This is a genomic window from Neorhodopirellula pilleata (assembly GCF_007859915.1).
Taxonomy (GTDB): Bacteria; Planctomycetota; Planctomycetia; order Pirellulales; family Pirellulaceae; genus Rhodopirellula; species Rhodopirellula pilleata.
Map to the genome: position 1 here is coordinate 1 of NZ_SJPM01000045.1, position 15,191 is coordinate 15,191.

At 54.6% G+C, this 15,191-nt stretch carries 10 protein-coding genes; all 10 read right to left on the reverse strand.

What is annotated here, in order from left to right; translation table 11 throughout:
* Positions 1 to 169: 169 nt before the first annotated feature.
* Entirely contained in the window at positions 170 to 1,159 is a 990-nt protein-coding gene (locus Pla100_RS29705) for a family 43 glycosylhydrolase (RefSeq protein WP_146582931.1), read from the reverse strand.
* Positions 1,160 to 1,167: 8 nt separating this feature from the next.
* Positions 1,168 to 2,337 (reverse strand): alginate lyase family protein, encoded by a 1,170-nt coding sequence (locus tag Pla100_RS29710; protein ID WP_146582934.1) that lies wholly within the window; start codon positions 2,335 to 2,337, stop codon positions 1,168 to 1,170.
* Entirely contained in the window at positions 2,334 to 3,092 is a 759-nt protein-coding gene (locus Pla100_RS29715; protein WP_231603802.1) for a polysaccharide lyase family 7 protein, read from the reverse strand. Before Pla100_RS29715 ends, Pla100_RS29710 begins: the two co-directional genes overlap by 4 nt.
* A gap of 104 nt (positions 3,093 to 3,196) precedes the next feature.
* Positions 3,197 to 4,603 carry a sulfatase-like hydrolase/transferase gene (locus tag Pla100_RS29720; protein ID WP_231603803.1) on the reverse strand — a complete coding sequence of 469 codons (1,407 nt, stop codon included), beginning with the start codon at positions 4,601 to 4,603 and terminating at the stop codon, positions 3,197 to 3,199.
* A 48-nt stretch (positions 4,604 to 4,651) separates the two neighbouring features.
* The gene (locus tag Pla100_RS31370; protein ID WP_197168348.1) at positions 4,652 to 4,828 is read right to left on the reverse strand and encodes a hypothetical protein; all 177 of its coding nucleotides are present in this window, start codon (positions 4,826 to 4,828) and stop codon (positions 4,652 to 4,654) included.
* Positions 4,829 to 5,114: 286 nt separating this feature from the next.
* Positions 5,115 to 7,250: a glycoside hydrolase family 172 protein gene (locus Pla100_RS29725; RefSeq protein WP_231603804.1), complete on the reverse strand. Its 2,136-nt coding sequence runs from the start codon at positions 7,248 to 7,250 to the stop codon at positions 5,115 to 5,117.
* The gene (locus tag Pla100_RS29730) at positions 7,243 to 9,444 is read right to left on the reverse strand and encodes a right-handed parallel beta-helix repeat-containing protein (protein WP_146582937.1); all 2,202 of its coding nucleotides are present in this window, start codon (positions 9,442 to 9,444) and stop codon (positions 7,243 to 7,245) included. The genes Pla100_RS29725 and Pla100_RS29730 overlap by 8 nt, the downstream gene beginning before the upstream one ends.
* A gap of 91 nt (positions 9,445 to 9,535) precedes the next feature.
* Complete coding sequence (locus Pla100_RS29735; RefSeq protein WP_146582940.1) at positions 9,536 to 12,238, reverse strand: glycoside hydrolase family 95 protein; 2,703 nt, start codon at positions 12,236 to 12,238, stop codon at positions 9,536 to 9,538.
* 8 nt (positions 12,239 to 12,246) lie between these two features.
* Positions 12,247 to 13,455, reverse strand: a complete 1,209-nt coding sequence (locus tag Pla100_RS29740; protein WP_146582942.1) for an alpha/beta hydrolase family protein — start codon at positions 13,453 to 13,455, stop codon at positions 12,247 to 12,249.
* A 72-nt stretch (positions 13,456 to 13,527) separates the two neighbouring features.
* Positions 13,528 to 15,036, reverse strand: coding sequence for a glycoside hydrolase family 28 protein (locus Pla100_RS29745; protein WP_231603806.1), 1,509 nt, complete (start codon positions 15,034 to 15,036; stop codon positions 13,528 to 13,530).
* Positions 15,037 to 15,191 lie beyond the last annotated feature (155 nt).

Below are 15,191 nucleotides of genomic sequence, written 5' to 3' on the forward strand. Positions count from 1 at the left end.
AGTATCGTTCCTTACGCGTCGAGAGAGCCCGGAGGCAACCGCAGCCCCCCCACAACGCGATCATCCGAAGTCAACAAAAAACTTTTTCGAACCACCATCAACATCCACTAAACCGACAGCCCGCTAGCCGCGAGTCCCCGCATCCATGTTCTCCTGGCGATACCCGCGGCTAGGGCCGTCGGCTCAGCTCCTCACGCGTTAGGTCATATCGTTGAATGAACGGGAGCGTTCCATTCTTTTTCCCTTTCGTCCTGCCTATCTCGACTCCCCATTCAGGGATCGTTCCTTTCCCGCTTTCGGTAAAAGCCTCCGGGCGGTAGGCACCACCAGCCCAAGGTCCACCTGCGACCTGGTGGGTTCTTGAAAAATGAATCCCGTCCTCAGCATAGAGGATGGAGTTGGTGATTTCCTTCGGACCAGTGGTGCCGATCATCGCCGCCACACCGGAACCCTGAGGCCAGACCAACACTTCATGATTGCCGGGGATCACCGGATTCGATTCGTGTCGCACGTAAGGTCCCTGCGGATGCTTAGCGATCGCAACACCCATTTGTGTTTGTCCGGGACTTTTCCCCAACTGGCGACCCTTGTAATAGAACCAGTACTTTCCATCACGGGTGATCAAACAGGCATCGTCGACAAGATGACTATCAAAATCGTCCGCCTGGTCGCTGTTGCTCAACGCGGGATTGGTGGCCAGACGCTGCCACGGTCCATCGGGTGAATCGGAGACTGCGATACCGATTTTCGAGTCCGGGTTGAAGCCTTTGCCGAATTGGCGAGACGTACCGGTATAGAACAACCAGTAACGATCTTCAGCCACGAGAATGTTGGGCGTAAAGACGCTTGCGCCTTCCCAACTTCCTGGTTTCCCTTTTCCGATCGCCATTCCTTTCTCATCCCAACTGTGGCCATCTTTCGAAGTCGCATACCACACCGTGGCATCGTAACCTGGCGAGATCTTGCCTTTCGAGTACCAGACGTAAAACAGGTCACCGACCTGGATGATGTCACTCGGGTCACGTCGCATGACACCGGGCTCGGCACCGATGCCTTCGAGTTCCGAATGCGAGATGGCAATGGTATTGATCGCTGCTTCATCCGCGTAGGCGATCGATGCCAACAAAAGAGAAGTTGCGACCGCGAAGAGTCGTTTCATGAGTCGTCTCACTTGTCTATTGGGGTCAGTTTTTCCAATGCATACATCAGCGTGTCCCACCGCAGCGTGCTGGGTCCGCTACGGCGACGTCGGCCTTGGCTCTTTGCTTGGTCAGTACGAATCTTTTGCAACGCCTGCAGGATATACGGTGTGGAAAGCCCTAGCTCACCGTGGTAGTGGCGATAGACCTTTTCGTACATGGGCCGCAAGCGACCGCGACTGTTATCAGAAATGCGTTTGTAGTGATAGCGCCCCTCGAAACTGCGGTAGGGCTCGTACGGCACGTCGAAACCGAGGTTGTACTTGGCGGTGTACTCGAAACCCAGCAGCAAGCGGTTGTCCAGTTCGCCGTACAAGTCGATTCCCTGATTCCAGGCAATCACACAGGTATTGGCAAGATACTCCAAACCCATTTGCGTGTGAGCTTGGTCGCGACCGGATTCTTGGCATTGCCCGAACTCATTGAAATAGTTTCCAATCGCACCGTTGCCTTCGCCCGCTCGGTAATAGTTGATTGCGCGTTGGAACATTTCACGATCGTCCAAAAACACTCCCATCGCAGCCATCGTCTGAATCATGGAAGCATCCCAGTTTCCATTGGCCGATGGATAGAAATCCTTGATGATTGGATACCAGATGGAACGCAGCATCGTCGCAAAGGCATCCTGGTCTTGTTGCGGCCAACCATCCCATTCGTGTTTCAGGATCTCGGCTGCATTGCAGTACGATACTCCTGCCATCCCCACCAGCAAGCGAGCATCATGGTTGGTGATCGTTTTCAAAGTCTTGGACCAAGCATTGATGATTTCCGCTGACTTTTTCGCGTGAGCCTCATCATCCGTCAGTGCATACCTGAGCGCGTGTGAATAAGCCGAAACGGCGTCGCTCGAAAATTCGGAGGATCCGACATCCGGGTTGTTACTTGGACCTCGCTGAACATCGGTATGTGGCTCGGGTGAGTGAGACAACTCCACGTACTTCGATTGCTCGAAACGCGACCAAGCGTCAACCCACGGGGAAGCGCCCGCAGTGACCTGTTTGCGAACAAACTTGAAATCTTCCTCCGAGTGGGAAATACCCGGATGGCGAAAGTGATCGGCCTCAGCGTTGGAGAGCGATGCCGTCAAGCCGAAACTGAGAAACGCAATTGTCAATGCTGTGTTGATTTTTATCGTCATGAGCGATTTTGATTTGATAACTGCAAGCGGTAGATGAGAACTTCGCCGTACGATTCTGACGTGTCACCCTTTGAGAAATTTGACTGTGTGTAGCAGCCGGCCTTGAAATAGCAGCCGTCGCGGGAGACTTTCCAAGATAGCATTTCTTGTCCTTGGTAAGACAGGCGAACGCGTGCTTGGCCTGCGGTGATCTGAAGGTCAAACGGTGTTCCCAACTTGTACTTTCTCTCAAGCATCACGACTGGCAAATCATTGCGTTCAACGAACAGCTTCGTGCCTTCGAGTCGGAGCATCAGCAGATCATCGTCGGCATCATGAATCTGGGCGGCAACCACGTGTTGCTTGACATCCGGCACATGGCTAATGGCCATTCGAAGCTGCATCGTGTGCAGTGATTCCGAGTCTGTGGACCAAGCGGCATCAGATTCTCCGCTGGCTTGTAGTTCACGAAGTTCGCAACGAGGATACTGCGAGTTCTTGGTCGTGACCCCATCGCAATGGGCACGAAAAACAAGCGGACGACCTTCTGCGGACGAGATAAAGAAATGCCGTGGATCTTGAAATCGTTGCAATTGCTCATCGGAAATCTCCATCGGTTTCTTGGAACCCGAATCGGCGATAGGCAGGGTCAGCTTCCACCGCGACAGATCAAACCGCCTGAGTGCTCGATTCGCGTCTTCCTGGGCGTACATCGTCGCTGATCCGGCGATCAACCAAGCCAGGACATGAATGATCAGAAGGAGTTGCTTGCACATAAATCAAGAATGGGTAGGGATATTAATTCGTCGCGGAACTCAGTAAGTCCCTTGACCCCGATACACGTTAACTATGTGGAAATCGACGGCGTGAACCATCGAAGTCAATACCGATAGTCCGCACCATCGCGACTGCGTTGGCATTCGGCGTCAATTTCTTGAAGGCGTTTGGACATCTGCCGCAGTTGGTCGGGCTTCTCGATCGCGAGATCGTGTTGCTCGTACGGATCCGTTGCCAAGTCGTACAAACGAACTCGACCGTCCGGTTTGGCTTCACGAAGCAACTTCCAATCGCCCGCGATGATCGCCTGACCATCGATGTCACCGTGTAACCGTCGGTACCCGAAGAATAAATCACTCGGCCTTTGATTGACTTTGCCACGAATCACCTTCATCAGATCCATGCCGTCGATCGGTCGTTTGTCTTTCGACCCAAACTCAAAATCGACAATTCCGGCTATCGTGGGGAAGAAGTCAAGCGTCGAACAGCGAATGTTGGTTGTCGTTCCTGGCGGGATCACGTTCGGCCACACGGCGCAGGCAGGAACGAGCAGGCCGCCTTCGTACATGGTGTGCTTGTACCCTTTGAAAGGGCCCGCCGAAGCGACTCCCTTTTTCGTGAGGTTGTCCGCCGGTCCGTTGTCGCTGCAAAAGAAAACTGCCGTTGATTCCGAGAGCCCAAGTTCATCCAAGCGAGCGCGCAAACGTCCGATTTGTTCATCCATTGCCGTGATGCAGCCGTACAGATTCTGTCTCGCGTTGCCATGTTTTGAATAACGCTTTCGATAGGCTTCTCCGGCGACGACGGGTTCGTGCGGTGCATGAAACCAAACGGTCGCAAAAAATGGACGCGCTTGGTTTGCTTCGATGAAGGGAATGACTCGGTCCATGATGACGCGACTGTCGTCACCCGCCATGTTGTGCGTGACTTCGACACCATCTTGAACGTATGGCGCGCCGCCTTTCCACGGTTGTCCCGGCTTGTAGCCCCAACTGGTCCAATCCGCGGGCGTCACCGTTGGATTCCAAGTCGGTACTGCGCTGGTGGTGGCAAAGTGTGTGTCAAAACCATGCTGGGACGGAGGCGAATAAAAGCCACGCGACCCAGCGTCGGATTCTTTGACCCAACCCAAATGCCACTTGCCGAAAAAGCCCGTTCGGTAACCTTTGTCCTTTAGCATTTCAGCGATTGTGATTTCACCAACGCGCATGCCGGCGGTGTGGGCAGCTAGGACTCCAAAGCGAAATGGGTACCGTCCGGTCAGACAGCTTCCTCGCGTCGGCGAGCAAAGCGGAGCCGATGCGTAAAACCGATCGAAACGCACACCTTCGGCAGCCATCGCGTCCAGATGGGGCGTTTGCAGGTTTTTGTTGCCGTTGAACCCGACATCGCCCCACCCCTGATCGTCACTCATCAACAAAATGACATTCGGCTTGGCGGGGGTAGCCGCGCTAACCGCAAAACATGTCGAGACGAAGGCTAGAGTCAATAGAATGAGTGTTGATTTCATCGCCATATCATAGTTCAATTGATCATCAAGTTGTTGAGCGGGTTCTTGTCAAAGCGACGAGAAGACGTCGCCGGTCGGTCCGCTGGGCAGTGTTTCAATCCATGACGTGATCGAGTCGTGTAGCTCGGCGACGACAGCCGGTTCCTGCTCGGCCGAATTTTCTTTCTCGAGTGGGTCCTTGACGATGTCGTAGAGCTCAAAGTAGCTCTGGTCTCGGTCCGTCATCAGCTTCCATTTCCCGTTGACGGTCGCCTACGAAACCCAGTGATAAGAGTCCTGGTTGCGGGGCTTTCCGCGACCCGACATCTTGCAAAACAACGGACTCTGTCGTTCTTGCGACGGTGCGCAGGTAAGGACGCTGACCTGACTCACGCCGTCTGGCTGGAAACTCTCCGGTAGCGCAGCAAGGCAGAGTCTGTTTCTACGATCACGAAGTCGCTGGAAAAAGGAAGTTGGGCCCATCCGAAAACGCGATTCGTTGAGGAATCATCTCAATCGCAACCGGTTTAGTTCAGTCGCTATCGCGCAACGTAAGGCAATCAATTCCGAAGACGGAGCCCAGGCTCTTTGCGTTTTTGCCGACGACTTCCACACGCAACAGATAGGCGTCATCGACGGGATCAAACGCGCCGAGGACAATGGGGCCGTACGACGTGGCCTGTTCGCCAAAGTAAAAATCGACGTTCGCCGCGGCGGGCTTCCCATTGACCGAAAAACGCAGAATGCCGTAGTCGCGACTTTTGGTGGCGTGCAGCGTCAACTCCTGGGCCACTGGGCTCGATGCTGGAACACGAAGCTCGACGACATCACCGATTTCGGCACCCTTGAACAACAATTGGTCGTCCAGACTCCATGATCCCTTAAGCTTCAACCGTTTCAGATTCTGGGGCCGGAGAACGATGTTATCAGGCTTGGAGATAACTTGCTCGGGATTCATCTCGACTGCGTTCTTGAAAGCTCGTTCCGTGCCACCAGGCTTTCCTTTCTCGGCAGTGAATTCCGCTTTTGGGACCTTCGGCACATTCAGTGCCTCCATCGGTTCTGGTTGACGATTTGAGCTCGTTTCGAAGTCACCGTACCAATAGACCCCTACGCCATAACCCATGTCGCAATCCGTCCAAGACCAGACTTCCATGTCCAGTTGAAGCGATGTAGCGAAGGGCATCGTATCGAGAGCCCGAGTACGAGTCTCCGTACTGAAGCCCTGTGTGTTTTTTTCGTCGATCTTGGGTTTGCGGTTCAGCTTGTTGTACTTGTGACTGAACGGTTGAGCGTGAAACGGATGCTCGTAGAAATCGGTGCTGCGGCCGCCCCACGAATAGGCGTAGTAATCCTCCGTACCCGTGCCGAAGATCGAAGGAAACGCTTCGCCGTCGACGAAAATCTTTTCATCTCCCTCGCCCCACCATCGCTGGACCGGATTCATGATCGTCAGCGTATCTCCAACGTAAACACCGCGTCCTTTCAACGTGACGTAGTTCCAATCTGAATACGGCCGCGTCGGAACGGGATACTGACCTCGCCAACCAGCGTGGAAATACATGCTGGATGAATCCCAATTCCAGTCACCGACCGTTGCCGATAATTCGACCTCCACTGGCTCGTTACCCAAGTTCGCGATCGAAACCTTCGCATTTTTTCGGTACGGCATCACCCAACGGCAGGTCATCGTGCCATCGGTATCAACGGTGCGATACCAACCTTGAAAGGGATTCAAGCCGATTCCACTGCCGAAGAACTCGCCGATCGGACACCAGACTGTTTCCTTGTCGTCAAAGCTCAGTTTTAAAACGACATGCCGGGTCACGTTCGGATCTTCATAACTGCCCAGCTTGAGTGACAGCGATGTGATCGCTGCGTCGCGAGCGGGAAGCGAGACTGATTTTTCGTTTCCACCATCGACCGTAACATTCAGATTCACCGCTTCACCCGTTGTCGACGCGTTCGGGTTCAAGAGTTTCTGGCAGGTTTTGTCTATCAACGGTTTCGTCGCTTTGAATTCTTCGATCGAAAATGTCTTCACGGCGACGGCGTCATCGTATTCCCGATAAGTGAACTGAAAGAAGAACGGATGGTCCGACATCGTCACCTTGCAGCTTTTGGCATACGGAATCGGAAAGAAGGACACGGCTGATCGCAGAGACTCGTGGGCGAGCGGAAACGGAACCAAACCCTTGCCCTGAAACAGATCGAACATATTGCCTTCGATCGCTGGCTCGGACGCACCATCCAGATAGAATCGAATGACGACATCGCTCCCGGGCTGCAGTTGGTTTTTCCATGGGACCCAAAACCGGACAATCGCTCCGGCCCCCTCGTCCTCCATCACCACATACTCTTTGGGTCCGCGGGTCTCTTCGACGCGAACATAATTCTTGTGCGTCTCGTTCGTGCTTCGATCGAAATTGTTGAACCAACCCTTCGGATCTTCGGGAGTTTTGGAAGCACGGTTGTAACTGCTCGCCTGCTTCAATCGATAGTCACTTTCTGGATACCGCGCCACCTGGTCGCGATCGACCATTTCTTTAAGCAAAGACCCGATCGACACCGTCTCGGCGGCGACGAGGATGGGACTGGATAGAAGCGAAGAGGCGACGGCTAGAAGAAGTGCTACCCGGGTCAGCGTGAGTGGTGCTTGACTATTCATTTGTGTTCCTCAATGGTTGTGTCGTTTCGGTACGCAATCCGACCATAGAGATGTCGAAAGGGACGATGCCCATTTCGCGTGCCGGAGACCCCGGCTTGAATCGGAAGTCCCCGTTCTCTGGATCAACGAACATCGGGTCGGCAGCGCGGCTGTGGACGTCCACTCCATCGGCTTGTTGTTTGTCCAGTATCGCTTTGCCCAGCTCGGGATCCGAAGCGTTGTAGTAGATGTTGAAGTCAGTCTTGGCATCCTTGGCTCGTGCGAGCGCCCGGCCACGCCGATCTTCGGTCTTCCTTCCACCGCCGGCAGGCAGTTCATCGATGAACACCGTATCCCTGCCAGCGGAATAGAAGATGTTTCGCTCGATAACGGCATCCGTCAAAGGGCCCTCGCGCAGCGATAGGTAGTAGCCGCGCGGCGGGGCAAGCACGTCGGCGACAATGTTGTTGGTGGCACGGTTGTTCAGCTTCAAGATGATACCTTGTGCCATGCACTGATAGATCAGGTTCTCGGTGATCAGCGTGTCACGTTGTCCGCCATCGGTTCGGATCGCTGCCTGCATCAACATCGGCTGGACCAAATGATGTATGTAGTTGCGACGAATCACGTTGTCGGCACCGGCTCCGCGGATGTAGATCCCATTGCCGTCGCCCATGGTTTCCATGACGTGGTGGATCTCGTTGTATTCGATCTGGTTGTCGTGTGAATGAAGAAACGGTGCTACCCGTTGGTGCGTCGGTTCCTTGGGCATCTCACCCACTTCGTGCTGGCGGATGGTGCGGCATAGCTCTCGGCCCTTGCGGCCGAAGAAGTGGCTAATGAATCCGGAGACGATGATTCCGCAATAGGGAGCGTCGTGGATCAGATTGTTCGCCACACGGTTCTCGCCGCTTTGCCAAACCATGATGCCGGGGGAATGAAGATAGATTTGGCCAACGTGATGGATATGGTTGTTGAAAACCAAGTTCTTGCGATTGACGTCCTTGGTTCCCGGGCCGTAGCCGCACAGGAGGATGCCAGCGCCGCCCAGGTGATCAATATGGTTGCCGGCGATTCTGTTTTTTTGCCCATGCAAATCCACGCGGATCGCGCCGCTGCCGCTGTGGCTAAAGTGGCATCGCTCGATCGTGCAATTCTCGGTGCCCCGCAGCCGAATCAGCGAGTTTGCCTTGTCGTGCATGTCCCAGTCGTGCTGCAGTCCGGCGTCGTCTTCGGTGAGTTGGTAACGCTCGCCATGCATGAACGTTAGACCGCGAAAGACCAAGTTTTTCGCTGGCGTGTCCTTGGGGCCCTCTTTGTCGATGTCGCCTTCGATGCGAATCAACTCGATCAATTGTGGAGCCAGGATGGGTGACTCGTTTCGTCGCCAGGCGTAGACTTTGCCTTGCTTTGTATTGAGAACCCATTCTCCGGGCTCATCGAGTTCTTCCAATGCGTTTTCGACCCAGCAGGATTCCACCGTCGGCAAAAAATGCAACACGTTCATCGCATAGGTCGCGTCGATCGATGTCTTGGCCATCTGCTTGTCTTCATTCACTGATTCCAACGGCAACACATTGGAAATCCAAGCGTGGTGCGGCCGGACGACGATTTCCACATCTTCGACATTCGGCCAGTCCTTCAATCGGCCCGCGGGAAAATACAGTCGATCGCGGCTCCCGCCTTTAAGCGGAATGAAACCAGCGGAACGGGAACGCGGCAACATTCCCTGGTCATCGTAAAGCGTGAAGAATTTTTCGGGCGTTTCGGCCACCCAGATGTTGCCGACGGCAGCCTTAGACAATCCAGGGAGTGTCGCGGTGACCTTTTTCCAGCCGGTGATCTCTTTGCCCGAACTGAAGACCGGTTTCTCGCCCGGATAGGCGGCGTAGGTAATCGTTGAGTTGTCCTGCGCAGAGTCTTGCAAACCAAACACAAGTGTGTCGCCGAGTCGGTAGATCCCTTCGCGAATCAGAACGACGATGTCCGAAGTTTTCTGCGCCTTCAATTCGCGAACCGCATCGCGTGCGCGGCTTAGCGTGGCAAACGGTCCATCACTTCTCTGCGAATTGGTAACCGGTAGTGTCCCAGACCATTCGTCCGACCCATGGGTCGAAACGTAAAAGTCAGCTTCCGTATCCGCTGCCGTACATAACGATCCTGTCATGAGGGATCCTGTCATCAGAATCAAAACTAAAACTTGCAAATATCTCATGAATGATCTTTCGTGTTGGGTCTGATGATCAATCGCGGTCTGCCAGGCATCTGAGGCGACGGGCGACGTTGTTCTTTACTCTTTCCAGCTATCAGTTGATTGGCTCATGAGTTGATGGCTTCAGCCAAATGACCGTGGCACCGCCGTCGCTTTCGCGTTCATCGTTTCGAACGGCGGTGACTTTCCATGTCATTTGTTCGATCTGTTTGAGAGCGGGTTCTTGATGGACGAAATTCGTGCCGACGATCTCAGAAGCGACGAGCTCGTAGTCCGGTGCGTTGCCGATCGCCCGGTAAAGATTGTAGGACATGGCATTGGGGACGCCGGTCCACGAGAGTTTAAGCTGATCGATCGTGTCATCTTTGATCAGCTTTAGGTTCGAGGGCGCGGCTAAGGGAACGTAGGCTGGTATGTTCGTGACCACATAGGTTTTGCCTTTGGTGGTTTCGATGCTGACATCGTCGCTGCCTTTGGCAACGAAATTGACTTTCTGCCCGTCCGTTGTTTTGATCACGGACTTGGCGACGTTGGGGTATCGGAGGTTTAAAGTTCCGCCCACCTTGGACAACACTTCTAGGTAGGTCGCCTGGCCGTCAGACCACTGTGCGGACACTTCAAAGTTGCCTCGCGCCAGCAGACCGCGATAGCTGCCGCTCGGCCAGGCTGCGGGCAAGGCGGGCAGCGGTGCCACGACGTGATCCTGGCTCTGCAGCAGCAATTCCGTGACGCCCGCGGTGGCACCGTAATTTGCGTCGGCCTGAAAGAGTGGTCCGCCGCGGTGGTCGTTGAACAGGTTGTGCAGGTAGTTACCCGCGAGCAAATCGCGATAGAAGAGATAGGCTTCGTCGCCATCGTGAACACGAGCCCAAAGGGCGATCCGCTCAGCTCGCGCCCAGCCTATGTTGGAACGGCGGGTACGCATAGTCAGGGTTGTTTTGACGGCATCGAGCCAAGCCGGCGTCGAGTCATTGATCAATTGGCCCGGGTACGATCCTAGCAGCATCGACGTGTGACGGTGATGAGGATCGATGGACTTGCCAGCATCGCCGTAGAATTCTTCCTCTCGGAATTCCTTGATCTGCCCCGACTTTCCCACATGGATCGGATCCAGAAGTGGAAGTTGCTTTTCATACAGTTTCAGTCGGTCATCGGTGCGACCGAGGATTTTCGCAGCCGTCAGTGTGTTGTGATGATTTTCATAGAACATCTGCTGGTCGAACGTGGTGCCGATGGTCTCACGCTCTCTTCTTCCTTCCAGGTACTGTTCCGGGGAAGAAGAAGGCTTGGCCAACAACACACCATCGATTTCCTGAACGAACCGAGAAACGAAGTTGGCCTGCTCATACATCACGGGATAGACGGTTTCCGCCAGCAGGGTCTCGTCACGTGTGTAGTCGTAGTAGTCCCAGAACATCTGCGAGATCCAGCATCCCGTACCGAAACCAGCAATTGGCGTTTTTCCGGGGACGTCGTAGGGATTCACCCAGAAGGGGCCGGACCAGCCATTGTCTCCGTTTGGATCAAGCTGCGCAGGATTGTATTGCTCGAGATACTGTGTGGCGTATTCCCGTTGCCGATGCACGAAGACGTTGAAGAAGCTCGCGTAGGATTCAAACAGCTCGGGCATGTTGGCCGAAAAGACCGGTGCATAGGCCATCTGGACGTTCGTGTCGTGCAGGTACTGCGAGGACCAAGGCGGCCGAGCGTAGACGTTCCAGATGCCCTGCAAATGTGGCGGCAGCGTTCCCGCTCTGGACGAACAGATCAGCATGTAGCGTCCGAACTGAAACGCGAGTTCCTCCAAGTATCGGCTCGAAGAACCATCGGGGTAGGCATCCACCAATTCGTCCGTTGGAATCACCGGTTCATCAGCACCCAAGTAGAGGTGCACGCGGTCGAACAATTCGGTGTAGTCGGCTTGATGGTTTGCTAATAATTGTTCGTAGGACTTCGCTGCCGCGTCGGTCAAATAGCCGGTCACCTTGTCATGAGGATCGGGAAACCCCTTCAACTTGTCGGCGGGCTCTCTGGTTAAGAACACCTGAGGGTCAAACTGGTAATTGGTGCCCACCGCGATCAGAATCACCGCACTATCCGCGCCGGATACTGTGATCGTGCCTTCACCATTGGATGCGTTCATCTCGCCACCGGTCGGGATGACCTTGAATTGGCCCTCGAACTTGATATCGAAGTAGGTCATGACACCCGAAAGCGTGACGGTGTCGTCCTTGGCCGAAACGGACCCCGATTTGCCATCGCCAAGGAAGGGGATGGTGGGACGCAGCGTGAACGACAACGCCCCTTCCTTTGACGCGTTCAAATGGATTGCCATCACCTTGTCGGGGTAGCTTGTGAAACACTCCCTCGAGTACTTTACGCCGTCGTGCTGATAGCTCACATGTGCGAGCCCATCGTTCAGGTTCAACCCGCGCTCGTAGCTGCTGACGTTCTTGTGACCAAAATCCAAGTAGACTTCGGCGAAGTTGTTAACGCCGCGGCGTTTGAATCCAGTGTTTTTTGCCGCCCAGTCGTACAGGCTGTTCTCGGTAATCTGAATTCGCTCGGTTTCGACGCCACCAAATACGTTGACGCCCATGTAGCCATTGCCCATCGGGATCGAACGGTTCACCCAACCGGCATCGCTGTCCGGCGCTGGCTTGTCATACCAAAGCCGCAGTGTCTTACCTTCCGCGTCTGCATGTTTGCCGTCGTCAGCTGTTGCTGAAAGAGACAGACCATGCAGTCCCAATGAGGCGAACAAGATGACAATCGTCAATCGTCTAATTGTCTTCATGGTTTCGTTCAATTTCGAAGGATGAACTCAGAGGTTGTCATCAGCTTTCGCTCATCTGTTGCGGAAAAAAAGACGGCCACAGCATCCTGCGGTACGGCAGCGTGCAGTGTTGCGCCGGAGATCGTTGCCAACGCCTTCCGCCATTTTCGTTTCGGCCAAGCACTGGTTGAATCCGCCGTGTAGAGAAGCTCAGCGTCGGTGAGTTCGGCGGTCGCCGCAAACGTCACGGAAGCCTGGTCGCCATCAAGCTTCGGTCTGTCAAACCGCACCAAAGGCTGGCCGCCGCTGACAACGCTGTCGGCAAACGCATAGATCTCTTCCGGACGCCAGCCGGAACCGTGGCCGTGGCTCATTTCGAGTTGATAGCGCAATATCGATGGACCACCCACCGCCCGAGACGATTGCTGCGTGATCGGCATCGTGAAGTGGTTGTCGTTGGTGCCGTTAACCCACAGCGTTGGGATGGCGACGTTTTGAAAATAGCTCGAGCCATCAAACTTCGCGTTCACCACCTCAGTCTGCTGGCCAGGCTTGATCGCTTCGCCCTGATGGCCATCCGAATCCGGCAAGAAACCACAGCCGTAAACGGGAATGGCGAATTTGAATCGGTTATCGACACCCATCACCGTGCTGGTGAGAGTACCGCCCCAGCTAATGCCGGTGACACCAATCTTCTCGGCATTGACTTCGGGAAACGATCGCATCAGCGAATGGGCAATCACAACCTGCGCCACGGCGTGATAGTACCACTGCCGCTCGATCGGCTTGGCATAGTCTCCGAACACGCCCACCCGACTCGGCCCAGGATGGTCCGTCGCCAGTCGCGGCCTTCGGTTGCCTTTGGTTTCACTCAGTGGAAGATGCCCCTCCAAGTCCATGCTGATCGCGGCATAGCCATGCTCGTTCCATCGCTTTACCCATTCATCAAACGCCGTGCCGCCGCCACCGTGAATGCACACCACGGCCGGCCAACCTTTTGCGGGAACGGTTCCCTCGGGAGCACTGTAGTAAGCGAAGACCTCCACCGGGTTGTCCTGGTAGGGAATGGACGAGTACAGAATCGCCGTCATGCCCTGCACGGCTGCCCGATCCGTTTCTTCCCATTTCGGCACTTCAAACAGCCTGTCTAAGTCCCACGGACCCACTGGCTCTGCCTGGACGTTGACGCCAAACGAGAAAATGACCACCAAGATGATCAGGCTAAATAGTTTCGGCATCGTTCATCTCTGTTATCGCGGCTTGGTGTTGTATGTTGGGAGGCAGTGAATCTTGGGTGTCAATCTTGACGGCTAACGCTCAACAAATCCTGGCGCATCATCCAAAACGACTTTTCGCCGTGCGTCGTCGCCGCGAAGCGTCAATTCGACGTTCTTCAACTCGATGTTCTTGGCGTGGCGGATGTAGGCTCCCCAAGCTGGCAAGACACCAAAAAAATACTGCTCCGGGTAGCGATCAATGTCTTCGGCAATGAGTCGCTTGGCATCGCCTTCAGTGCCGTGGCCGGGATAGGAGATTTTGATGTTTTCCAGAATGACGTTCTCGACGTAGTGACCGGGAATGCCGGTGATCATGATTGGACCGGCTTTCGATTTTTCCTGGTCCGTGACGCCGGACGTCGTATCCACTTTGAGATTCTTGTAAACCGCTTCAGCCGCTTTTGCCCGATCCTCGACCGTGACTTCGGCAACCACATCACTGATTCGGATGTTCTTCAATGTGCCGACGGGAGCATCTTCTCGACCATCGCCAAAGTGACTGCCCCGATTGCCCAACCGCAGAAAGATGGGGCTACCCACGTCTTTCATCACCACTCTGCTGATCGTGATGTTCTCCAAGCGTCCGCCGTCGACCGACTGTAGCTTGATCGCGCCCATCGGGCAGTCGTGAAAGTAGCAATTGGTGATGCTGACATCGAGGAAGCCGCCTCGCGAGGACGAGCCAAACTTGACGGCGGCGGTGTTGCTGTCCGCTCGACAATTTCGCACCACAATATTTCGACAGGGATTCGAAGAACTCTTCAAACAGATCGCATCGTCGCCGGTGCTGATGTCACAGTTCTCAATCAGCACATTCTCACAGCCATCCAGATCAAATCCGTCATTGTTGTAGTTGTTGTTACGGAATCGCACGGTCACGGCGCTGAAGTGAATGTTCTTGCAGTCGATCAGGTGTAATCCCCAGAAGGCGGGACGCTTGTAAGTGACGCCGGAAAAGGTGAGATCCTCGCAGCCCTCCATACGCATCAGACGCGGACGAATTCCGGAGTTCTTGCCACCTCGTCTCTTACGCGGAAAACTCTCGTGCGTTCCCCTGCCATCGATCACACCGAGTCCTTCGATGGTGATGTTCTTTGCGTCTTCGGCGTAGATCAAACAATGGGCGGCACCCTCGCGCGGTCTGCGAAGGTTTTCGACTGGGTAGTCAGCCACATTGGTGCTGCCAAGCAAGCTGGCTCCGTAGTCGAGAGAGAGCGTGACGTTGCTTTTGAGAACGATCGTGCCAATTTGAAAATCGCCAGCTGGAACCCGAACGATACCGCCACCGGCATCGTGACAGGCATCGATGGTTTTTTGAACCGCTTTCGTTTCCATGGCTTTGCCATCCCCGATGGCACCGTAGCGCTTGACGTTATAAACCGTCGCGTCACTCGCCTTCGTGGCCGCCGCAATGGAATCCGAACACTTGCCCGACCATTGATCCGAACCACTCAGCAAGAGTGCGGTGTCCACGCCGGGTGATGCGGCGAGGCAGGTCGACGGAGCCAACAAGGCCCATAGAAAAATGAGTTGTTTCATCATGCGGTCTTAGATTCGAGTCTTACGTTGGCCTTTTCTAGCATGGTCAAGAGCCTTTCTGAAGATTGTTTTGTTAGTGTCTTTGCGCACCGCTTTCAGGCTGTTTTTGATTCGTTTCAAAAACTTGCGGGGTGCTTTCGTCTTTCAAGTCGCGAGGG

Excerpts from the sequence above, each read along its gene's own strand:
- Pla100_RS29710 (WP_146582934.1), bottom strand. The coding sequence starts at position 2,337 with ATGACGATAAAAATCAACACAGCATTGACAATTGCGTTTCTCAGTTTC.
- Pla100_RS29740 (WP_146582942.1), bottom strand. The coding sequence starts at position 13,455 with ATGCCGAAACTATTTAGCCTGATCATCTTGGTGGTCATTTTCTCGTTT.
- Pla100_RS29715 (WP_231603802.1), bottom strand. The coding sequence starts at position 3,092 with ATGTGCAAGCAACTCCTTCTGATCATTCATGTCCTGGCTTGGTTGATC.
- Pla100_RS29745 (WP_231603806.1), bottom strand. The coding sequence starts at position 15,036 with ATGATGAAACAACTCATTTTTCTATGGGCCTTGTTGGCTCCGTCGACC.
- Pla100_RS29735 (WP_146582940.1), bottom strand. The coding sequence starts at position 12,238 with ATGAAGACAATTAGACGATTGACGATTGTCATCTTGTTCGCCTCATTG.
- Pla100_RS31370 (WP_197168348.1), bottom strand. The coding sequence starts at position 4,828 with ATGACGGACCGAGACCAGAGCTACTTTGAGCTCTACGACATCGTCAAG.
- Pla100_RS29705 (WP_146582931.1), bottom strand. The coding sequence starts at position 1,159 with ATGAAACGACTCTTCGCGGTCGCAACTTCTCTTTTGTTGGCATCGATC.
- Pla100_RS29730 (WP_146582937.1), bottom strand. The coding sequence starts at position 9,444 with ATGAGATATTTGCAAGTTTTAGTTTTGATTCTGATGACAGGATCCCTC.
- Pla100_RS29725 (WP_231603804.1), bottom strand. The coding sequence starts at position 7,250 with ATGAATAGTCAAGCACCACTCACGCTGACCCGGGTAGCACTTCTTCTA.
- Pla100_RS29720 (WP_231603803.1), bottom strand. The coding sequence starts at position 4,603 with ATGAAATCAACACTCATTCTATTGACTCTAGCCTTCGTCTCGACATGT.